Source organism: Dyadobacter tibetensis Y620-1 (assembly GCF_000566685.1).
In the GTDB taxonomy this organism is placed as follows: Bacteria; Bacteroidota; Bacteroidia; order Cytophagales; family Spirosomataceae; genus Dyadobacter; species Dyadobacter tibetensis.
Map to the genome: position 1 here is coordinate 177,590 of NZ_AZQN01000010.1, position 22,402 is coordinate 199,991.

Genomic DNA, 22,402 nt, shown 5'->3' on the forward strand with positions numbered 1-22,402 from the left:
TAATGGTTTCAGGCCTTGATCAGGCTCCAGGTTGTTGCGCTTCCAAAATGGCCAGCAGATCGTCCAGATAGGAGCGATCGTTACTAAGACGGGGCACCTTGTTCTGCCCCCCTAGCTTATTGCGACTACCCATCCAGTTATAGAATGTGCCGGCTGGAACCACATGAATGAGAGGGGAAAGCAAGGCCATGTCTTTGTATCGCTTGGCATCGTAGTCGGAGTTTACCTGGCGGAGAGATTCGTCCAGCACCCGGTTAAATTGCTCCTGGTCGTCTGGTGACTTACTGAATTCTATGATCCATTCATGACGTCCCCGGGAACCGTCGCCCATATAGACGGGGCCGGCGGTATAATTAGCCACGAGTGAGTCAGTCTGGTTGGCAGCCGTTTTAATGGCATGATCGGCGTTCTCGACGATTACCTCTTCCCCGAATGCATTGATAAAATGTTTGGTTCTGCCACTTACCTTGAGCCTAAAAGGCTCAACAGAGGTGAATTTGATCGTGTCGCCGATGAGATACCGCCATAGGCCGGCATTTGTGGAGATTACCAGGGCATAATTAACCCCTACTTCCACCTCATCAAGTAGCAGCGCCTTAGGATGCTTAAGTCCTACCTGATCTAGGGGTAAAAATTCGTAGAATATACCATAATCGAGCATCAATAGCATTTCACCCACTTTATCCATATCATCCTGAATGGCAAAAAATCCTTCGGAGGCACTATATGTTTCCAGGTAACCCACTTTGGAGGATGGAAAATATTTTTGGGTAAAAAGGTCCCGATAGGGCTCAAACGATACTGCTCCGTGGACAAACACTTCGAACTCTGGCCATATCTCTAATAAGTTACTTTTGTTATTGCGCTCCAGAATCTGATCTAGTAACACGATGGTCCAGGTGGGTACACCCAGAATGCTGGTTACATTTTCTTGAGAGCAGATTTCCGCCATTTTTTCCAATTTCGTTTCCCAGTGATCCATTAGAGCTACTTCCAGAGGGGGAGTACGCATAATTTCCCCCCATGCAGGCAGGTTTTGCATGATCACGGCCGACACATCCCCCACCTGGGTGTAGTCGTCGAAAGGGTTGGCATGTAAAGTTCCTCCTATGGATAGCCCTTTACCGTCGAAAACCTTGGTGTCCGGCCGATTCTGGATCAATAGGGTCATCATGTCTTTGCCTCCCTCATAGTGGCATTCTTCCAGCGCTTCGGGGGAGACAGGGAGGAATTTGCTGCGCGCATTGGTGGTGCCCGACGACTTGGAGAACCATTCTATAGAAGAAGGCCAGAGCACATTGGGTTCGCCCTTCAATACCCTTTCGATATAAGGATACAAATCTTCATAAGTCGAAACGGGTACTTGTTCTTGAAATTCTTTGACCGTTTTGATCTGGCCGTAGTTGTATTTTGCACCCCATTCGGTATAGCGTGCCGTTTCAAGCAACTCGGTAAACATCCGCAGCTGGGTTTCAATAGGACTTTTCTTGAATAATTCGATTCTTTCGTACCGACGTTTGAGAAACCAGACCGTCATGTCATTTACCAGCTTCATAGGCGTTTCATAAGATTGAGAATAGGTGTTTCAATTGGTAAAAGTACTAAATAAAAATGGTGGGAGAATCGAACACCTGCGATTCCCCCACCTCAAGAGTTCTGATCTAAATCAGGATTTCTTACTAAATTTTCTATACAAAAATAATACCAGCACTGCGCCAAGTACGGCAATTAGTAGGCTGCCTATATTAAATCCATCTACGGCGCCGAAACCTAGCAGTGAAGAAATAAAGCCTCCGAGCACTCCGCCTACGATACCAATGATGATAGTGACAAAAAAGCCACCAGGATCTTCACCAGGATGAATGGCCTTGGCGACTACCCCGGCAATAAGCCCAATGATGATCCATGTTAAAATTCCCATAAGTTACTTTGTTTAGGTATGTACATGTTGAAAACCTAAATATAGTAAAATCCACGAAATGTACTAGATTTTTGCTTGATTCTTGCTAGTCAAAAAACATATTGCTGCCCCATGCATTTTGAGAAAATGAAGAGAAAATGTCTGTTGCAGGTAGTTGTGGACTTTCCACCTTACGCACTGTTCTGGAACCCACAATTTTAAAAAGTGCCTCAGAAAGCAGAGGATCCCGGGGGTCACCGAAAGGGAATAACAGCAATCCTTCCTTAACACTTACCTCTGGAATAAAGCCTCCAGAGTAGTCGGACTGCATTAAGCTGTTGAAGGACTTGGTGACAATGGGCTGGAGGCCATAGGTAATGCCTGCCTTCTCATTGGATATGGTGATGGAACCTACATTCTTGCCCGCCGTAATCCCCCCGATCACAGTTACTTCCATAAAAGGTTTTAATCCGTTGATAAGAAGCTCACTGGCCGATGCCGTACCTGTTGAGGTCAGCACGATCAGATGATCAAGCTGACTCCCTATGCTTTGGCTTACTGGGCTAAAGGTTTCGTAGAAAAATGTTTCTTTAAATTCCTTGAGAAGGGCAGGAGTAACGGTCTTATTATATTCTTTAATGTAAAATTTATCCTGGGCAGTGACACGGCCTATCAGGCTTGCCAAATGCGTAGCGGAACTGACATATCCGCCAGAATTATAACGCAGATCTAGAATTAAGGATCGTACATTATTGTTTTTGAAATTCCCGATTTTCTCCGTTAGCTTTTTGTCGTAAGCTTTGTTATCCGCTTTATAAGGTTCGGGATTGAACTGGTTGTATACCAAATACCCGATTTTTTTTCCATTAATCTGGTAGAGACTATCGAAAAAGACCGGGTCTGATTGTACCTCAACCTTAGTAATAGTTTTAGGCTGGTCGCTATTGATGAGGTTGCCCTGGTTATCCATGGTTGCCAGGGTATAGGTGAGAGGCCCTTCGCTGTTGAGCAACTTGGAATAATTATCTGCCGTGAGTGGTTGATTAGCAATTCCAGTAAAAAAATCTCCACGCTTAATTCCCACTGCCGCAGCAGGCGAACCGGGCACTACGTATTGGACTAGGCCCACCACATTTTTGCTTCCGGTAGGGTAATAGAATAGACGGAATTCAATGCCCGTGCTTATTTTTATACCTCCCAAGCTGGATTTTAGCTCTTGGACATTCTCCTGGATCCAGGAAAACCTGTCACCATCGGGCCGTAAATTTGCGTCGTACTTATAAAGTAAGGAGTTAAATAAATCGGTAGGCGATTGTGTTAGATCGGGTTTATCGGGCATTTTATCATTCCAATAGTACCATTCTTTCATCATATCGTAGATCCATTGATTGGTCGTAGAAATGGTTGCGGGTTCTACTGTTTTGTCTTTGCAGCCCGCTGTTACTCCTATCAGAAGAAGAAGTCCGAAAAATATTTTAGAGCTCATTGCTTAAAGCCTGTTAAATTGTATAAATACCTCAGCGATGATATCACAGGCCTGATTCATTTGTTCAGCGTTGATCACCAATGGAGGCGCAAAACGTATTTTATTGCCATGAGTGGGTTTGCATAACAGCCCTTTCTCCATCATCTGGTAACAGAGGGTATTGGCTGTATCGCTTTCCTCGCTGTCATTAATAACAATGGCATTGAGAAGTCCCTTTCCTCTAACGATTTCTATTAAAGAACATTGTTTTTGAAGATCATGCATTCGGGAACGAAAAATCTGGCCCATAGCCTCGGCATTGGCGGCGAGGTCTTCCTCTTCTACCACCTTCAGGGCGGCCACTGCCACAGCACAAGCAAGGGGGTTTCCGCCAAAAGTAGACCCATGTTCCCCGGGCAAAATCGTCAGCATCACCTCATCGTTGGCAAGTGCCGCAGATACAGGAAACACCCCACCCGATAGCGCCTTGCCTAATACCAGAATGTCGGGTTTTACCCCTTCCCAGTCGCAGGCTAATTTTTTTCCGGTACGGCCAATCCCGGTTTGTACTTCATCGGCAATGAAAAGTACTTGATACTGGGTGCATAAATTACGGACTCCCTGGAGGTATCCTTCGTGGGGTACCACAACGCCCGCCTCTCCCTGTATAGGCTCCACCATGAAGCCAGCAATATTAGGGTCACTTTTGAAGCAGCTTTCGAGGGCTTCTAGGTCGTTGTAAGGGATGATTTGAAAGCCTGGTAAAAATGGCCCGTAATGAGTGGTACTGGAGGGATCGGTGGAAGAGGATACCGCGGCTAAGGTCCGTCCCCAGAAATTTCCGGATACATATACCATTTTCGCCTGGTCGGTGGGAACCCCCTTGACCTTATAGGCCCACTTCCGAGTCAATTTTAAAGCAGTCTCTCCAGCTTCAACTCCTGAATTCATCATCAATACTTTGTCGTAGCCAAAGTACTCGGCCATATATTGCTCGCAAGGCCCTAACTGGTCATTATAGAAAGCCCGGGAAGTCAAAGTGAGTTTCTGGGCCTGGTTTATTAATGCCTGAATTATTTTCGGGTGACAGTGACCTTGACTCACGGCGCTATAGGCCGAAAGGAAGTCCAGATACTCCTTGCCCTCCACATCCCAGACATGAACGCCCCGGCCTTTATTGAGTACGACGGACATGGGTTTGTAATTATGGGCCCCAAAGCGAAGCTCCAGGTCAATGGCTTGTTGGGAAGTAGGATGTGGTATGGTTGCCGAAAAGTCAGACATATCGATTGGTTTTTAGGTTGGTACAGTACTGATGTAAAAATACAAAATACTTGGGTGATAAGTAAAATACGTACTTTATTGTAACATAGATTTTTGTACCGTACTTTTGTGGCATAATCTCAAAGGGGTGCCCTACCGAACGGGCTGAGATCATACCCATAGCACCTGATCCGGGTAATGCCGGCGAAGGGAGAGACGTTTCCTTATGCTATTGCAGAAACGAGTACATCCAAAGTGTATCTCGTCAACAGGAGACTGAAGCGTTTATTTTAATTTTATTCAAATATTCAGGTGGCCCTTTGCCTGTTTCTAACACGTTTTGTACATGTTGCGATACTATTATGCCTCTGTGGTCATTTGTTTTATTTGTATTTTTTCCTGTCTATCCTCTTTTGCACAGCAAAAGGTTTCGGGGCGTATTGTGGATGCTGAAGACGGAAAATCCTTACCAGGGGCGACCATACAGGCCGGGCCATTTAGGGGTACCTTCTCTACGGAATCAGGAGACTTCGTCATCGATCAGCTTCCAGAGCAAATCGGGCAGTTGGTGGTTTCCTATGTAGGGTATCAAACCGAGACCGTTCCCTTGGATAATCGTACGAAAGATCTGGAGATTCGTCTCCATAAAAGTACTAAACAGGCAGACGAAGTAATCATACACGCCACACGCGTGAACGATAAGTCTGCTATGGCCTACACCAATGTTCAGGCTGCAGACATAGAAAAGCAGAATCTGGGTCAGGATTTGCCCATATTATTAAACTTTACACCATCTCTGGTAAGTACCAGCGACGCCGGGGCCGGTGTAGGTTATTCGGGGATACGAATTCGGGGTTCGGACGCTACGCGCATAAACGTCACAGTAAATGGTATACCCTATAACGACGCAGAAAGTCAAGGGGTATTCTGGGTTAATATGCCCGATTTTGCATCTTCTGTCAGTAGCATCCAAATCCAGCGTGGGGTAGGTACCTCTACCAATGGCGCTGGAGCCTTTGGAGCCACGGTTAACATTAGTACCAACAGCTTTCAGCCTGACCCATATCTGGAGCTCAATAATTCTGCCGGCTCATTTAATACCTTTAAAAATACGATTAAGCTGGGGACGGGTTTGTTAAATGATAAATTTACTGTTGACGCTAGACTTTCCAGAGTGTCTTCAGATGGGTTTATTGATAGGGCGACATCCAATCTGCATTCTTATTATCTGTCAGCAGGCTATTTTGGTAAAAAAAGTTTTGTTCGGGTTAATGTTTTTTCAGGGAAAGAACGTACTTACCAGTCTTGGTATGGTAGTCCTGAGGCCAAGGTGCGAGGAGATCGCGCTGGAATTCAGGCTTATATTGAACGTAATTATCTGGGAGAACGCGATGCTGCCAATTTGCTAAATTCGAATGATAGGACATATAACTACTATACATATCAGAATGAGGTAGATAATTACCGCCAGGATCACTACCAAATAGTGTCCTCTCATACCCTCGCCGATGGCCTGACTCTGAATTTGAATGGTTTTTTGGTTCGGGGGTTAGGGTATTATGAACAATATCGTGATCAGGATGACTACAGCAGCTACAATCTGCCCAATGTCATTATTGGAGCTGATACGATAGGGAGTACCGATTTGATACGTCGGAGGTGGCTGGATAATTACTTTATGGGAACCACGTTTTCATTAGATTATAACGGATATAAGAAACTTACTGCCAGCCTGGGCGGTGGGTATAATCGCTACGATGGAGATCATTACGGACAGATTATCTGGGCCCGGATTGCGGGAAGTATTCAAAATGAACATGAATATTACCGGAGCAACGGGCTGAAAGAGGACTTCAATCTATATGGCAAGGCATATTATCAGTTTACCGACCGCCTCAATGCATTTGCAGACTTGCAGTTCCGGAGCGTTTCGCATCGCATCTTCGGAATCGACGATCGGCAGTCGCCTTTGGACTATGATCAATCCTACACATTTTTTAATCCGAAGGCCGGCTTGAACTATATCCTGGCCTCTGGGAGCTCCTTATATGCATCCTATAGTATAGGCAATAGGGAGCCCAACCGCAGCGATTTTGTAGATGCCTCGGCGACCTTATTTCCCCAATCAGAGAATTTGCAGAATGTGGAGGCGGGTTTTCGCTGGCAGAAGAATCGTTTCGCTCTATCAGCAAATTATTATATGATGTACTATAAGAATCAACTGGTACTGACCGGGCAAATTAATGATGTGGGGAATGCCGTACGGGTTAATGTACCTAAGAGTTATAGAACGGGAGTGGAGCTTGAAGGAGCCTTGGCCCTGGCTAAGAAGGTTAAATGGAATGTAAATGCGACTGTCAGCACCAACCGGATTGCCAATTTTACAGAATATATTCCGGATTACGATCAGGGAGGATATAGGGCTATCGAGCACGGTAAGACCAATATTTCATTCTCACCTGAACTAATTGCGGGGAGTCAGCTTACCTATGCATTTACCAAACAGCTGGAGCTGGCCCTGCTAAGCAAATATGTAGGGGACCAATATCTGGACAATACAAGCAATGATAATCGGAAGTTAGATGCGTATTTTACTAACGATCTGCGGCTCACTTATTCATTAAAGCCCAACTGGGCCAGGAATCTAAGTGTGAATATTCTGATAAACAATATTTTCAATCAAAAGTATGAGTCCAATGGCTATACCTTTGGATATATTGCCGGGCAGCAGGTTATACAGGAAAATTTTTATTATCCACAAGCGGGTACCAACTGGCTGGTAGGTTTGAATATGAAGTTCTAGTATGGTGGCGGTTCATCCTATGCACTTTCTATTTACCTTTGCGGCATGGAATTAAAAAATGACCTATTACTTCGGGCTGCACGCGGTGAAAAAACTGAGCGTACTCCCGTATGGATGATGCGCCAGGCAGGGCGGATACTGGCCGAATACCGTGCCGTTCGTGAGAAAGCGGGAAGTTTTATTCAGCTGGCTACCACGCCTGAGCTGGCTGCTGAAGTTACCATCCAGCCGGTGGATTTGCTGGGTGTGGATGCTGCCATTATCTTTTCGGATATACTGGTGATTCCCGAAGGTATGGGACTTCCCTATGAGATGGTAGAACAAAGAGGGCCTGTATTTCCTAAAACGGTGCATACCCTGGACGACTTAAATCAACTACATATCGCTGATCCAGAGGCAGATCTTGGTTATGTTCTGGACGCAATAAGAATTACAAAGAAGGCCTTGGCAAACCGCGTTCCCCTCATAGGTTTTGCCGGGGCTCCTTTCACTATATTCTGCTATATGACGGAAGGTAAAGGATCGAAGACCTTTTCAGTGGCCAAAAAGCATTTGTATACCGACCCGATTTTTGCCCATACCTTATTGCAAAAAATTACGGATAGTACCATAGCCTACTTAAAGGCCCAGATAGCTGCCGGTGCCGATCTGGTTCAGGTGTTTGATTCCTGGGCGGGAATATTATCCCCTTCGCAATATCGCGAGTTCTCACTTCCCTATATCAAGCAAATTTGTGATGCGATTACGGAAGTGCCTGTCACTGTTTTTGCCAAAGGAGCCTATTTTGCTCGCACTGAGATAGGGCAACTTAATTGCTCTGTAGTGGGAATGGACTGGAATATGGATATTTCAGAAACAAGAGCCCTTATTCCAAACAAAACCCTTCAAGGAAATCTGGATCCCTGCGTATTATATGCTTCTTTTGATCAAATTAAAAAGGAGGTTAAGCAAATGATTCATCAATTTGAAGGTCATCCCTATATAGCCAATCTAGGGCATGGCGTATACCCCGATACTGATCCGGATAAGGTTCGGTGCTTTATAGAAACCGTTAAGGAATATAGCCACTAAGGGTAAGAGACTACCATTTCTATTTTTGGGAATGGTAGTCCGAAAAATTTAATTCTAATGAATTTGATACCAAAGAGAAAATGTATTTTTCTGGATCGTGATGGTGTTTTAAACGAAGACCTGAACGATTATTTATATAAGCTGGAAGACTTAATAATTCCGGAGGGAGTTGGTGAGGCGCTGCAAGCTTTGAAAAAGGCAGGTTACCTGCTGATTGTGATTACCAACCAGGCGGGTATAGCCAAGGGGATGTACGATGCCGAAGCAGTTTATGCTATTCATGAGCGAATACAGGAGGTAAGTGGTCATGTGATGGACGATTTATATTTCTCCCCCCATCATCCAGACTTCTCTGGGCAGTCTCTTTCCCGTAAGCCCGATTCTCTTTTGCTGGAAAAGGCCATTGCGAAATATAATATTGATCCACTTCAATCCTGGATGATAGGCGATAGATCCCGTGACATGGAAGCCGGTAAAAAAGTGGGCGCTAAGACCATCCATATTCTGCCTTCGCCTGAAGGACACTCTGGAGATTTTTTTGCCAAAAACTTAAGGGAAGCCTCAGAGCTGATCCTGTCGAAGAGCTAAACGCGCTGGGTCTGAACAGGAGCAGTCTTCTGTAAAGAACCATAGGCAGGACAGGCATGCTTGGTGCAGGAAGAAATAGCCCCTATGCAGCAGATTGCTAATAGTACAAGTAATTTTTTCATAATTCTTCTTCTAGTTGAAATTATAGATGGGAAGTTTTTGGGCTGTCCTATCGATTTGATGTTCCAAAAATAATAGAAAGTTCTTTGCATGAACGTTTTAATAACGAAAGCATGCAAAGTTTTTTGATAATTATAACCAAATTTATTATTGAATACTTCCTTTGGTCCTAATTAATATTCTTTTATGGACTATTTGGCTGATCTAGCCTCTATGCAATTCTATCGATCTGCGGTGTGAGCAGTATCCTACCACTTTGTAGTGCCCACTTCATATTTATATCACAACATAGTGATCAAGGAATTCTTTTATTATGTCCTTGCTCATAGGACATCCGGGCCAATACTCATCTTATTTGTAGTCTCATTTGAATGATATTCTGTTAAAATTGAAGTATTGGATATAAATATTGGATATATCTGCTTAAATGCAAAATAAAAGCAAAGTTGATTAGGGGTAAGGCCAAATTAATGACTCCTTAACAATAGTTGGGTATGTACGATCTATTTGTCTATTAGCATTCTGAGGTTAGGTATGGATATTTCGAAAGAACTGATCATTCGATTTTTTAAGGGCCGGTGTTCTGAACATGAAGAGATTGAGGTTACAGAATGGTTGTCGGCATCTGAGCAGAACACTCAGCAGGCGATGCAATTGCTTGAGAGTTCAGATGATCAAGATGAGAGGCTCTTTCTTCAACTTCTGATCCAGTCTGGGGAAGTATGGGACAGTACCACTAGGACTACCGATACCATGGAGGTGGAAAGCCCCTTACACTCTCAGGAATCTATAGAGGGTATAGGGCAAATATATCTATGGACTACCGGAAGATATGTTGCTGCTGTAATAGCCCTCTTGATAGCCATATCAACAGTTCATTTTTATTACAAGTATAAGCCAATCTACATTACCTCGGATTTTGGACAAATTAAGAGGGTTACGCTTCCAGATGGTTCAAAGGTTACCCTAAAGGGGAAGAGTAGCCTGCAATATAAATTGGTTAATGGTGAATTTGCCCGGGAAGTTTGGTTGAATGGCGAGGGATTTTTTAATATTCAACACACTACTGATCACAGAAGATTTAGGGTAAATACAGAAACTGGGAAACAAGTGGAGGTACTGGGGACAGAATTTACGCTTATGGAAAGAATGGGTAAGAGCCGAGTAGTGCTGAAGTCGGGTAGTATCCTGCTTAGGGGACCAGAAACTAAAGAGATGTTGTTGAAACCGGGTGATCTGGTGGAAATGGACGTTAACCAAGCGAAAATTACGAGCTATGCCTTAGAGAAGGTAGAAGTCGAAGCTTATTCAGCCTGGGCCATGCCCAAATGGCAGTTGGACGGTACGCCCCTAAAAGAGCTATTAAAAAAGGTAGAAAACTCCTATGGAATACATGTGATTGCTAACGACACTTCATTATTGAAGAAAAAAGCGTCAGGGTCTATACCACTTACAGAAGAAGGAGTTGAAGTTCTACTTCAAGATATTGCCGAGTTATTTCAGCTTAAGCTTATACAAGTCGATAATAAGTGGATTTTAAGTATATAACCTTCCGGTAGCGCCACGAGCTTTGCCTGGTGAGATGTGCATCTGAGCCGCACGCAGATGTATAAAAGTAAATTCGTTTTCAGACACACATACATAATGAAGATCTAGAATCTGGTGAAGTCCTCCAGTTCTGTCACCTCTTATTTTTATGAGGGGGATTAATGCATGTATTCTTATGTCAACCATTTTAAGTAACTACTATGAAACTATCTTACAAGGCGTACTCCTTTGTATTACTCGGATTAAGTGCGATTCCACTCATAGTCCCTACTTCTGTTGCTAAACCTATTTCTGCCGAAGTAATCAAGCTTCAGCAGGTATTTTTGAAGGATCTGCTGCGAGAATTAGAAGTTAAACACAATATTTCCATAGCCTATGAGACTGCCATATTGCAAAATATTTTGGTCGAAAAAGTTGAGAGGGAAATTCTATTGGGTAATCAGGAGGTAGAGCAGAAATTAGATTTAATATTAAAGTCAAAAGATATAGGTTATAGAAAGTCAAGAAAAGGGTATTATATACTCTTTAAAGAAGAGAGCAAAAAGGAGCGTAGCGACCGTCGCAATGCGGCCCCACTGGCACCAGAAATTTTGAAGGTTGATGCAGCACAGGATTACCAGAGCAAGACATTCGGAATAGAGGGAAAGGTTACCGATAAAGATGGACAGGAGGGTATACCAGGTGTAAATGTATTATTCAAGGGCACCAATATTGGTAGCGTTACCGATGTGCATGGCAACTACTCACTAGATGTGCCCAATAGTGAGGGAGTGCTTATATTCTCCTTCATCGGATACAAGACACAAGAGGTTCCCATAGGCAACCGGTCCACGATCCATGTAATGTTAAAAGAAGATGTTCAAGCTTTGAATGAGGTGGTAGTAACGGCTTTAGGATTTAAGGAAGTTGCGGATCGACTTGGTTCAACCAGCAGCAAAGTGGGGGGCGAAGCCATCGCACGGTCAGGAGAAACGAGTATAATTAATGGCCTAGCAGGTAAGGCAGCCGGAGTTCAAGTTTCCAGGGCGGCAAGTGACCCAGGAGCGGCATCCTTTATCCAAATTAGAGGTCAAAATACCTTGACTGGAAATACCCAACCATTAATCGTGGTCGATGGAATCCCGATTAGCAGTACGACCGAAGGGGGGACCTCAGGAGGAGTTGTGCCTCAATCAAGACTTAATGATATTAACCCCAACGATATTGCTTCTATGCAGATATTAAAAGGGGCCTCTGCTGCCGCCTTATGGGGCTCCCGTGCAGCGAATGGTGTTATTTTGATTACCACGAAGCGAGGGTCTGAAGGGAAAATGAACATTAGCTTCTCTTCGAATGTTTCCGTCGACAAAATTAATAAGTACCATCCTTTTCAAGGCCAATTCGGTCAGGGTTCTGGCGGGGTGTACAATCCTAATGCGGCCAATGCTTGGGGTGATAAAATTTCTGAGCGTAGTGGAGGTGCCGATGAAGTGAATATCTCGGGGGCATATTTTGAAGCTGTGGACGGAACTAAATATTATCCAATTCTTAAAAAGAACTCCACTGATGTATTCAATACCTCGAATTATGATCAGGTATTTCGGACGGGTGTATTTGTAGATAATGCTCTTAGTATTAGTGGGGGCGATCCTAAGACCACCTATTTCCTAAGCTTGGGTGATGTCCGGCAAAAGGGTATCCAACGGGGTAATAGCAAATATAATCGTAGCACTGCAAGGCTGAATGTAGAAAGGAAGTTTACAGATAAATTGCGTATTTCTACTAATACAGCTTATACCAAAAGTTACTCTGACAGAATTCAGAGGGGAAATAATCTTGCCGGGGCCATGGTAGGTTTGGCACGGAATCCTGCTGACTTCGATATTTCTGATTATAAGGGCAGTTATTTCAGTAGTCCAACCGCTTCACCTATTACGGGTCGGCAACGAGGTTATAGAAGTTACTTGGGAGCTGTTCCCAATCCAGCAAATAATAATGCTCTTTGGGCCCTTTATGAACAGCAAAATACCACCGACGTAGATCGGTTTATCAACAGCGTCGAACTGGGGCTTAAGCCAGTATCATGGATAGATATTATCGCTCGGGGAGGAATCGATACCTATACCGATCAACAGGTAAACTACTTTCCCGTTAACGATATCATAGGGGCTGGGAAGGGACAGTACCGGGATCAGCTGACCAGAGAGACACAAGTTAATGCAGATTTGCTTGCCAGAGTAACTAAGAACATAGGAACTAACTTCACCTCTACCTATGTGATAGGATTTAATATCAACAACCGTAATTACTATAGTGCCGGTGTCACAATTAATAATTTCTTAGTGGCAGATGCTCCAGTGAATTTTTCCAATGCCACTACCCAAAACAGGACACCAGTAAATATGCGCAGCGAGGTACGTACCACACGTACTTATGCTACGGCAAACTTTGGTGCCTATGATGCATTATTTTTAAACTTGTCGGCCGCGGCTGAATCTGCTTCTTCTTTTGGAAGTCTATCGGACAAGACATTTCTGTATCCCTCAGCCGACATAGCCTGGCTATTCACCCAGTTGCCTATTTTTGACAAAATCAGTGGACTCGATTTTGGTAAAATCAGAGGTTCCTATGGAGTTGTAGGGGTCCAGCCCTTACCCTACAGGTCTAATACCGTTTTTTCGTCGGCGACTTTTTCGGCGAGTCCTTGGGGCGATAACCTAGAAGGGGCCCAGTTTGGTGAAGGTGCATATTTGCAAAGTAGTTCTATGGGGGATCAATACCTTAAACCCGAAAGAAAAACTGAATATGAGGTAGGAATGGATTTGAGGTTCTTAGGTAATAGAATCAGAACGGGCATAACCTACTATAATAATAAGGTTAAAGATGTATTGGTGCCCGTAACTTTGGCTCCTTCCACAGGTTTTGCAACCAAATATACTAACGCAGCTGTCCTTCAGAATAGAGGGTTGGAAATGGATTTGACCTATGATATAATTAAAAAGGGTCAACTTACCTGGGGATTGAAAGGAAACTTCAGCCGGAATAGAAGTGAGGTGCTGGATTTGGCCGGAACCCAATCACTTTATTTGGAAGGTGGAATTCAGAATTTTATGGATGCTAGGGCTGTGGTGGGTCAACCTATCGGGGTCTTTTGGAGTAGCAAATTTGCTGTAAATGAAGATGGCTCTAGACAATTCGACAGCAATGGTTTTCCAATTGCCGATCCTGTTACAGGAGTTGTGGGTAATCCAAACCCTGACTGGATAGCGGGTTTTGGTACTTCTCTTTCGTATAAAAAGTTCTCATTGGATCTGCTTTTTGAAACTTCTCAGGGTGGGGATTATTTCAGTGGAACCAGAGGTGTAATGTATAACTTCGGTACCCATGCCGATACAGGTAATGAGGTCACCCTTTCCACAGATATGAAAAATTATGCCGGAGCTGTAATACCGGCAGGATCTACTGTGCGAGGTAATCTCCATGATTTTGGTGGCGGTACAGTTCTCCTGGATCAGAGCTGGTACACCACTTTGGGCAGTGGGTTCGGTTCTCTAAAAGAACAATTTATCGAAGATGCAAGTTGGACTCGCCTTCGCCAATTATCCCTTTCATACCATTTAAATGGCGAAAAGTTTAAACGTCTTACGAAGCTTCAATCAATAGATGTGGGCTTTACTGGTCGGAATCTGCTACTATGGACTAAGGTAGTGGGCATTGATCCGGATACAAATATGTCGGGTGGGCCGACTGGTAGAAATATGGATTATTTCAACTCTCCTGGTACCCGATCTTACATTTTCTCCCTGAAAATAAACTATTAATTCAATCTCAATCTTTTGAGAAACTCAGTTCCAAAGGTTAAATCTTAAATGCATATGAGACGAAATCATCTCTCCGTTAAAATGGTCCTGGTTGGACTCCTTGGTTTGTTTTCTTGTGAATCTCTTGTAGATAACATGAATACAGATCTAAATAATCCCACCGATGCTTCGGCAACATTACTGCTAACCGGTGCTCAGCTGGGTAACGTATCGGTACAAGAAGGGCATCTGGCTAGGGTAGCAAGCATGTGGTCGGGATACTTCACCGGTTCCGATCGGCAGTATAAAGATATTTATAGCTATAATGTAACCGGTGCTGCCTTTAATGATGTTTGGCAATTTGTATACCAATCTGTCGTAGAACAGACCAAGCTGATAATTCAGAAGTCAGAAGCCAATAATAATCGGCTGATGCAGGGAATAGCCAAGGTGGTAAAAGCCAATGCACTTGGTACCGCAGCAGCATGTTGGGGAGATATTCCTTTTTCGGAAGCTGCAGATATTGCTAAGTATCCTAATCCAGCTTTTGAAGATCAGGAAGCCGTATACAATAAGCTCCAACTGCTTTTGGACGAAGCTATAAGCGATTTGGAATCGGGATTAGGTACCAGTCCAGGGGTAGCCGATATTCATTTTGGAGGCGATGCCGCCAAATGGAAAATGACAGCATATACTTTAAAAGCCCGTTTTTTTATGGAAACCAAGCAGTATGATTTGGCCTTATCAGCTGCTGAGAAGGGCATTAATGCGCCAACAGCATCTTGGGTAATGCTTCATGGCAATACATTGAATGTAAATGAAAATTTGATGTACGCCTTTATTGCCCGAAATCGGGTTGGAGATATTAATGCTTCGTTAGCCTTGGCTCCTCAACTATTAAATCCTGGCAGTGCACTATACAGGGGAAATGCCAAAACAGATGAAACAGCCCGTTATAATTACCAATATATGACGGTGAGTCCAACAGGGACAGCGATACCGGTTTCTCCGAATACCTTGAGTTCCAGTGCGGCTAGAGGACTGTTTGGGCAGACAACTTCTTATACCTTAGTAGGCTATGCCGAAAATCTGCTCACTACTGCTGAAGCTGCTACTCGAGCCGTAGGGGTAGCCTCAGGAATTGAGAAACTTAATATTTTCAGAGCCTTTTTGAATAATGGAGGTGGCTTGGATGATACGTACAAAAAGCAACCCTATACATATAAGTATGAGCCGTATGTGCTTGCTGACTTCGAAGCTGGAGGGTTGTTGAATAAGGATAATTTGTCAACAGCTAATGCCTTGCTTAGGGAAATACTGCTGGAGCGTTACATTAGTTTCAATGGCCAAATCTTAGGTTTTAATGATCTGCGTCGTACACGGAAGGAAATAGCAGGAGTGAAGTTAGTGCCTTCTATCGGTACGGATCTGCCCGAGCGTATGATTTATAGCGAAGCCGAAGTCAATTCCAATACAAACGCTCCAAACCCAGTACCGGGGTTATTTGTACCCACACCTGTTAACCAATAGGGACTTATCGCATAAACAAGCACTTTGAGATTTGTGCCGAGTTTGTAATGGAAGGCTCGGTCAAGAATAAGTTTAGACTGCTCACAGTGATATTTATAACTTACAACCAATTTAGTATATGATGGTTAACTCCAGTTCCAGATTTAATTTAATGAATGGGCGCATTCGTTTTCTAAGGAAATTGATTTGTTCATTTCTGCTTTTATACATCCTGCCATATCCTTTGCTGGCAGAGGTTTTGAATGATACAACCTTTGTTACTTTAAAGGAGGGGACCAATATGGCGGCTGCCCTTTCCCCCAATCAGCAAGACATTGCTTTGGATTTGCAGGGCACCATTTGGCTACTTCCAGTTAATGGAGGCAGGGCTAAGGCCATTACTGATGGTATGGGTGATGATCGTCAGCCGTGCTGGTCGCCCGATGGGAAGCGTATTGCCTTTCAGTCGTTCAGGGACGGCTATTATCATATCTGGGCCGTAAATAGGGACGGGTCTGGGCTGGAGCAACTTACTAGAGGCGTATTTGATGAGCGTGAACCACAATTTTCACCAGATGGGAAGTATTTAATATTCTCCTCCGACCGAGGGGGAAATTACGATATTTGGAAAATGGATCTTGCTACATCGGAGCTTACTCAGATGACTACGGATCTTGGCAATGATTATTGCCCTGCCTATGCTCCCGACGGCAAAACAATCGCCTTTGTCTCTGAGCGCAGTGCAGCACCAGGTATCTATCAATTGCTACCCGATAGTGGAGAAAAGCTATTGGCGGCCCATGCCGGCAAGTTGTTTGCTCCTTCCTGGAATAAGCTCGGGACACATGTGTTTTTTAATGCTTTTGAAGGCAAAGGGAGTGTGTTGCTCGATATTGATCTGAGACATGGACAAACCATACGGGTTAGTGTCGAAAGCGAAGATGTTTTCCCATTCCGGACCAGTTGGTTTTCTGATCGGGAATTTTTGTATGTAGCCGATGGTAAAATAAAACGCAAATCGATAGGGGGGGAAATTAGAACGATTCCTTTCGAAGCGGTAGTAGCTGTTACTACTCCGAATTACGAACGCAAGAAATACGACTTTGATCAAGGAATGCAAAAACCGGTAAAGGGGGTAAAGGGGCTGAATGTTTCTCCTGATGGGTCGAAATTTTTATTTTCAGCATTAGGAGATATATGGATGTTAGAGCGGGGGAAATTACAACCTATCCCGTTAACTAATGATCCTTATTTGGATGCTGATCCTACCTGGTCTCCGGATGGAAAAACCATCGCCTTTCTTACCGATAGAACGGGGCATATGGCATTGTGGTTACATGACGTTGCGTCGGGAAAGCAGCGAGAACTATTGAAGATGGAGTATGATATCAACTATCCTGCCTGGTCTCCCGATGGCTCCCGTATTGCTTTTTATATGGGTGATGCTCGAAACTCCTGGGGGATGGGGACACTTCAGTCTGTAGAGGTGAAATCTCAAAAGGTGGTCCAGTTGCATGATGCCTTGTTTGTTCCAAGCCAGCCCAGTTGGTCGCCAGATGGAAAAACCATAGCCCTGTCTGGATTACATGTTTATTCAACGCGATTCAGGGAAGGGATCAATAAAATTTTACTCTTGTCCTTAGATGGGAAGGAAGATCGTTTTGTATCGCCTATTGAAGAGCGGTCCCTTGGTATGCGAGCCAAAAACGGGCCTGCATGGTCTCCTGATGGTAAATCCATGGCTTATGTTCAAGATGGTTTGCTTTGGGTTATTGCCGTCGATAAGACAGGTGAGTTGGTAGGGCCGCCACGTAGACTGACCAACGAACTTTCGGAGGTGCCCAGCTGGACGGCCGATTCTAAAACCCTCGTTTATTTTGCCACGGATACTATCAAACAGATACGCTTGTCGGATGGCAAGGTAGAGACAGTTCCTATGCAGCTTAATTGGGAATACAAACAGGATAATGGCAATGTGGTCATACATGCTGGAAAGGTATTTGATGGTATTAACGATCGCTATCTCACGAATGTAGATATTCTAATAAAGAATAATCGTATCCAGGAAATTGTGCCCCACCAGTCGGGAAGAGCCGGTAAATTGGTGGATGCTTCCAAGAAGACGGTGATCCCGGGCTTGTTTGAAATGCATACTCATCAGCATGCAATGACTGGGGAGAAATTGGGCAGGCTCTGGCTTTCATTTGGCATTACCTCACTCCGCGAAACCGGGGCAGATCCTTATGATGCCTTGGAGAGGAAAGAATGTTGGGACAGCGGTGCTCTCATAGGGCCTCGTGAATTTTTTACCGGGGGACTTACGGATGGTAGTCGCATCTATTATGGGTTGGCTAACAGTATTCACTCTACAGCTCAGTTAGATCTGGAGTTGGATCGTTCTGCTCGTTTGGGCTATGATATGATAAAAACCTATGTACGTATGCCTGATATTCTGCAGGAACGCATCACCCGATTTGCTCATTCACATGGAATTCCAGTATCTTCTCACGAAATTTTTCCTGCAATGCGTTATGGTGTTGATGCTGTAGAGCATATTGGGGGCACCAGCCGCAGGGGGTACTCGCCCAAGATTACGGCTCCTAATCGTACATATCAGGATGTGATAGAGCTTCTTGTGAAATCCCAAATGAATATCACTCCGACGGCTTCTTTACAAGGAGGATTTTATGCAATGGCAGCGAAAAATCCTAATTTTTACGATAACGTACAATTTAATACCTTTTATTCCAAGGAATATATTAATACCATGAAGGCAGGGGCTAGTCAGATAGAAAAACGATTGCCGGGTTATCTAACCAATTTTCATCAAATTCAGAAAACGGTAAAAAAACTTATTGATCAGGGAGCCAGAGTGACAGCAGGTACAGACAGTCCTTTTATTCCTTATGCCATGAGCCTGCATTCTGAACTGCAGTGTTGGGTCGATGGAGGAGTAACACCTTTCCAAGCTCTCAGGTCCGCCACTATCTGGTCTGCGGAAGCTGTTGGAGTTAGCCAAGACTTGGGGTCGCTAGAAGCAGGCAAATTGGCCGACTTGGTAATTGTGGATGGAGACCCTTTGAAAACCATTCAGGACGCCTGGAATATTAACATGGTAATGAAAAATGGTGTATTATATACCCTTGATCAGCTACTGGAAAGACCATGATTGGTGGGTTGTGTTCCGATCGCTGAAAGGAAGGCTTGAAGCTTAGGTTAAATCTTGCTCAACTCCCATTTAGATTTAATATTCTTAGATTAAACACCATATATGCTCATTGACATGTTAAAACTGGTTGTGCTCAGTATTGTATTTTTTCTTGTCTCGTTGCCTTTCCATTTACAGGCACAAATCACTAAAATTGATTCCATACCTGTACGTTTTGAGGAAGGGACCAATATGGCTTTAGCTCTTTCGCCTGATAAAAAAACCGTGGCTATCGATCTTCAAGGTACCATTTGGTTGGTTCCGGTGGAAGGAGGGGAAGGGATTGCTATTACGGATGCGCTAGGTGATTGTCGACTACCAACATGGTCGCCCGATGGCAACTGGATTGCCTTTCAGTCTTACCGAGACGGAAATTATCATATATGGCAGGTAAATCGCTCCGGCTTAAATTTACAACAACTCACCTTTGGAGTATTTCATGATCGTGAACCTGAATATGCTCCAGATGGTAAGACGATTGTTTTCTCATCAGATCGTGGAGGAAGTTACGATTTATGGACGGTAGAGCTTTCAAACAAATCCTTAAAACAGCTTACCAGTAAATTAGCAAATGAATATTACCCATCCCTAAGCCATGATGGTTCCCGACTTATTTATGTCTCGGATGATGCACAGGCACCTGGGCTTTATGTGAGGGACGATAAAGGAATTACGCCCATCCTCATTACTAAAAATAAGATACATGCTCCGGTTTGGAATATTCCTGGCACTCATATCCTTTATACGGAATTGACCGCTAGTTCGAGTATACTAAAAAAATTGGAATTAGCTGGTAAGCAGATAGAGAACCTAACAGCAACCAAACAAGATGTGTTTCCTTACAAGGTGAGCTGGCTGACTCCCACTGACTATCTTTTTACTGCAGATGGAAAGATTTACCAAGGAAGTATTTCCCATAAGGAACAAATCGAGATACCCTTTCATGTTTCGGTCGAGCTGGCTCGTCACCAATATATTATTAAGAAACGTCTGTTTGGCCCGGGAAGTAAATTTCCGGTAAAAGGTCTCAGGGCACCCTCTCTGTCTCCGGACGGGAGCAAATTGGTTTTTACAGCTCTGGGGGATATTTGGCTGCTCACCCTGGGTAATCCGACACCAGAAAGGGTTACCAACGATTCCTTTGTAGCCCTTGATCCTGCTTGGTCTCCAGACGGCAGGTCAATAGCTTATACGTCAGACAAGAATGGTGAGATGAATATTTGGCAATATGACTTTTCTACGCATAAAGAATCTGTTCTTGTTTCAGGGCATCAAATGATGAAATTCCCCTCTTGGTCGCCCGATGGTCAACATCTGGCTTACTATCAGGCCGAATCCGATTCCTATAGCAAGTATACCCTGATGGTATGGAACAAAGCAACCAATCAATCGATGCCGGTCACAGATGGCATTTTTGAAGGTTCACAACCCACCTGGTTTGCAGAAACCAATCATGTGGCCTTTTCTACTGTAGATCCTTTTTCTACACGGTTTAGGGAAGGGTTAAATAAGGTTTCTGTGTATAATCTTAGTGGAGAACTTTTACATAGCTTCTCCCCAGTACCCGAAAAGTCACTTGGTACTAGAGGAAAAAATGGTCCGATCATCGCTCCGGACGGAAATAGAATGGCATTTATAATGGATAATCTGTTGTGGGTGATTCCATTAGATGAAAATAAACAAGTTTCAGGTCCTCCCATATGTCTTTCTCAAGATTTGGCCGAGTCTCCAAGCTGGTCCGCAGATAGCAGGTACATCGTATTTTTGAGTACCGATGTCTTGAAACGTGTAGAGGTAGAAACAGGAATTCTAAAGGAAATACCTTTAAAAATGGAATGGGAGGCTAAAGTCGGAACGGAGGATATGGTCATTCATGCAGGACGTGTTTTTGATGGATTGAATGACCGATATCTGCTCAATCAGGACGTTGTTGTAAAAGGGAATCGTATAGTTTCCATTGCACCTCACCAGGAAGGGCAATCAGGGAAATTGATCGATGCTAGTGACTTAACTTTAATGCCTGGCTTGATTGAAATGCATACCCACCAGAGCGCCTATCTAGGTGAAAAGGGGGGGCGATTGTGGTTGGCCTACGGAATTACCTCAATAAGAGAACCGGGCACAGAGCCTTATGATGCCTTAGAAAGAAAAGAAGCTTGGGATAGTGGAAGAAGGCTTGGTCCTCGCACCTTTTTTACTGGAGGGCATATGGAAGGAAATCGGGTTTATTACAATCGTAATACGAGTAATGTCGGAGGTGCACAATTGGAACTGGAGCTAAAAAGAGCATCAACCCTGGGATACGACATGATAAAAACTTATGTAGGATTATCGGATATATTACAAAAGCGGGTAACAGACTTTGCCCATGAGAATGGGATGAGCGTATCTTCGCATGAGATCTATCCAGCAGCGGGGTTTGGCGTGGATGCTGTGGAACATATGGGAGCCACTAGTAGGAGGGGTTTCTCTCCTAAGTTGTCCTCGCTCAATCATAGTTATCAAGATTTTGTCACAATAATTGCTAAATCTGGTATGAATATTACACCAACGATCTCACTTCACGGAGGCTATTTATCTTTAATACGTTCCGATACTTCTTTTTTTAATCATGTTCAGTTTAAAACCTTTTATCCTGAAAATTTGCGTTTACGGTGGACGGAAATTGCAGGGGCGAGTGGAGAACGGTTGGCTACTTATAAGAATATAGAAAACACACTGGTAACCTTATTCAATGAAGGGGCGAGAGTAACTCCTGGAACGGATTCTCCCATTCTGCCCTCTGGACTCAGTTATCATGCCGAGCTTCAGAGTTGGATTAAGGCGGGTATCAGTAATTTTCAAACTTTAAGAGCCGCCACAGCATGGGCGGCCCAAGCTATAGGGGTAGGCCAAGACCTAGGCACGGTGGAGCCAGAAAAGCTGGCTGATTTAGTTATTGTAGAGGGAGATCCCCTTCAGAATATCCAAGACTTATTGAATGTCAAAGCCGTGATTAAGAATGGAGTGTATCTGGATCAAGAACGCTTGTTACGTAAATAATAGGCATCCAGAGAATTTCCTTTTATTGAACAAACCATAAATTCTGGATTAGAATTATGGCAAATTATATTTAAACTTCCATTATAGTTATATTTTATATAATTCA

At 43.8% G+C, this 22,402-nt stretch carries 14 protein-coding genes and 1 riboswitch; of the genes, 8 read left to right on the forward strand and 6 right to left on the reverse strand.

Annotated elements, in window-relative coordinates:
- Positions 1-19: 19 nt before the first annotated feature.
- The 4 genes from X939_RS0120420 to rocD form a co-directional block, all read right to left on the reverse strand.
- Entirely contained in the window at positions 20-1,555 is a 1,536-nt protein-coding gene (locus X939_RS0120420; protein ID WP_025765138.1) for a GH3 auxin-responsive promoter family protein, read from the reverse strand.
- 111 nt (positions 1,556-1,666) lie between these two features.
- Positions 1,667-1,921, reverse strand: coding sequence for a GlsB/YeaQ/YmgE family stress response membrane protein (locus X939_RS0120425; protein ID WP_025765139.1), 255 nt, complete (start codon positions 1,919-1,921; stop codon positions 1,667-1,669).
- A gap of 85 nt (positions 1,922-2,006) precedes the next feature.
- Positions 2,007-3,386, reverse strand: coding sequence for a S41 family peptidase (locus X939_RS22725; protein ID WP_044200167.1), 1,380 nt, complete (start codon positions 3,384-3,386; stop codon positions 2,007-2,009).
- A gap of 3 nt (positions 3,387-3,389) precedes the next feature.
- Positions 3,390-4,649, reverse strand: a complete 1,260-nt coding sequence (rocD, locus tag X939_RS0120435) for an ornithine--oxo-acid transaminase (protein ID WP_025765140.1) — start codon at positions 4,647-4,649, stop codon at positions 3,390-3,392.
- A 113-nt stretch (positions 4,650-4,762) separates the two neighbouring features.
- Positions 4,763-4,858, forward strand: a riboswitch (TPP riboswitch).
- 116 nt (positions 4,859-4,974) lie between these two features.
- Between rocD and X939_RS0120440 the strand changes: the two genes are divergently transcribed.
- From X939_RS0120440 to X939_RS0120450, 3 genes are read left to right on the forward strand one after another with little or no spacing between them, the layout of a single operon-like run.
- Positions 4,975-7,431: a TonB-dependent receptor gene (locus X939_RS0120440; RefSeq protein WP_025765141.1), complete on the forward strand. Its 2,457-nt coding sequence runs from the start codon at positions 4,975-4,977 to the stop codon at positions 7,429-7,431.
- A 45-nt stretch (positions 7,432-7,476) separates the two neighbouring features.
- On the forward strand, positions 7,477-8,502 hold the full coding sequence (gene hemE, locus X939_RS0120445; RefSeq protein WP_025765142.1) for a uroporphyrinogen decarboxylase: 1,026 nt from the start codon (positions 7,477-7,479) through the stop codon (positions 8,500-8,502).
- 57 nt (positions 8,503-8,559) lie between these two features.
- Positions 8,560-9,090: a D-glycero-alpha-D-manno-heptose-1,7-bisphosphate 7-phosphatase gene (locus X939_RS0120450; protein WP_044200170.1), complete on the forward strand. Its 531-nt coding sequence runs from the start codon at positions 8,560-8,562 to the stop codon at positions 9,088-9,090.
- Here X939_RS0120450 and X939_RS24050 read toward each other — a convergent pair.
- On the reverse strand, positions 9,087-9,212 hold the full coding sequence (locus tag X939_RS24050) for a hypothetical protein (protein WP_262485438.1): 126 nt from the start codon (positions 9,210-9,212) through the stop codon (positions 9,087-9,089). The genes X939_RS0120450 and X939_RS24050 overlap by 4 nt on opposite strands.
- 532 nt (positions 9,213-9,744) lie before the next feature.
- On the opposite strand from X939_RS24050, the gene X939_RS0120455 reads away from it, so the two are divergent.
- Entirely contained in the window at positions 9,745-10,758 is a 1,014-nt protein-coding gene (locus X939_RS0120455; RefSeq protein WP_025765144.1) for a FecR family protein, read from the forward strand.
- Here X939_RS0120455 and X939_RS23845 read toward each other — a convergent pair.
- Positions 10,747-10,944, reverse strand: coding sequence for a hypothetical protein (locus tag X939_RS23845; RefSeq protein WP_131694752.1), 198 nt, complete (start codon positions 10,942-10,944; stop codon positions 10,747-10,749). The genes X939_RS0120455 and X939_RS23845 overlap by 12 nt on opposite strands.
- A gap of 14 nt (positions 10,945-10,958) precedes the next feature.
- On the opposite strand from X939_RS23845, the gene X939_RS0120460 reads away from it, so the two are divergent.
- From X939_RS0120460 to X939_RS0120475, 4 genes are all read left to right on the forward strand, one after another.
- On the forward strand, positions 10,959-14,558 hold the full coding sequence (locus X939_RS0120460; RefSeq protein ID WP_025765145.1) for a SusC/RagA family TonB-linked outer membrane protein: 3,600 nt from the start codon (positions 10,959-10,961) through the stop codon (positions 14,556-14,558).
- A 54-nt stretch (positions 14,559-14,612) separates the two neighbouring features.
- Complete coding sequence (locus X939_RS0120465) at positions 14,613-16,067, forward strand: SusD/RagB family nutrient-binding outer membrane lipoprotein (protein ID WP_025765146.1); 1,455 nt, start codon at positions 14,613-14,615, stop codon at positions 16,065-16,067.
- A gap of 118 nt (positions 16,068-16,185) precedes the next feature.
- Complete coding sequence (locus X939_RS0120470; protein ID WP_025765147.1) at positions 16,186-19,215, forward strand: amidohydrolase family protein; 3,030 nt, start codon at positions 16,186-16,188, stop codon at positions 19,213-19,215.
- Positions 19,216-19,317: 102 nt separating this feature from the next.
- Entirely contained in the window at positions 19,318-22,296 is a 2,979-nt protein-coding gene (locus tag X939_RS0120475; RefSeq protein WP_025765148.1) for an amidohydrolase family protein, read from the forward strand.
- Positions 22,297-22,402: the final 106 nt, after the last annotated feature.

Bases quoted from the DNA above. Each gene is read 5' to 3' on its own strand.
- X939_RS0120470 (WP_025765147.1), top strand. From the start codon at position 16,186: ATGATGGTTAACTCCAGTTCCAGATTTAATTTAATGAATGGGCGCATT.
- X939_RS0120455 (WP_025765144.1), top strand. From the start codon at position 9,745: ATGGATATTTCGAAAGAACTGATCATTCGATTTTTTAAGGGCCGGTGT.
- X939_RS0120460 (WP_025765145.1), top strand. From the start codon at position 10,959: ATGAAACTATCTTACAAGGCGTACTCCTTTGTATTACTCGGATTAAGT.
- X939_RS0120440 (WP_025765141.1), top strand. From the start codon at position 4,975: ATGTTGCGATACTATTATGCCTCTGTGGTCATTTGTTTTATTTGTATT.
- X939_RS0120425 (WP_025765139.1), bottom strand. From the start codon at position 1,921: ATGGGAATTTTAACATGGATCATCATTGGGCTTATTGCCGGGGTAGTC.
- X939_RS0120475 (WP_025765148.1), top strand. From the start codon at position 19,318: ATGCTCATTGACATGTTAAAACTGGTTGTGCTCAGTATTGTATTTTTT.
- X939_RS24050 (WP_262485438.1), bottom strand. From the start codon at position 9,212: ATGAAAAAATTACTTGTACTATTAGCAATCTGCTGCATAGGGGCTATT.
- X939_RS0120420 (WP_025765138.1), bottom strand. From the start codon at position 1,555: ATGAAGCTGGTAAATGACATGACGGTCTGGTTTCTCAAACGTCGGTAC.
- hemE (WP_025765142.1), top strand. From the start codon at position 7,477: ATGGAATTAAAAAATGACCTATTACTTCGGGCTGCACGCGGTGAAAAA.
- rocD (WP_025765140.1), bottom strand. From the start codon at position 4,649: ATGTCTGACTTTTCGGCAACCATACCACATCCTACTTCCCAACAAGCC.
- X939_RS0120450 (WP_044200170.1), top strand. From the start codon at position 8,560: ATGAATTTGATACCAAAGAGAAAATGTATTTTTCTGGATCGTGATGGT.
- X939_RS22725 (WP_044200167.1), bottom strand. From the start codon at position 3,386: ATGAGCTCTAAAATATTTTTCGGACTTCTTCTTCTGATAGGAGTAACA.
- X939_RS0120465 (WP_025765146.1), top strand. From the start codon at position 14,613: ATGAGACGAAATCATCTCTCCGTTAAAATGGTCCTGGTTGGACTCCTT.
- X939_RS23845 (WP_131694752.1), bottom strand. From the start codon at position 10,944: ATGGTTGACATAAGAATACATGCATTAATCCCCCTCATAAAAATAAGA.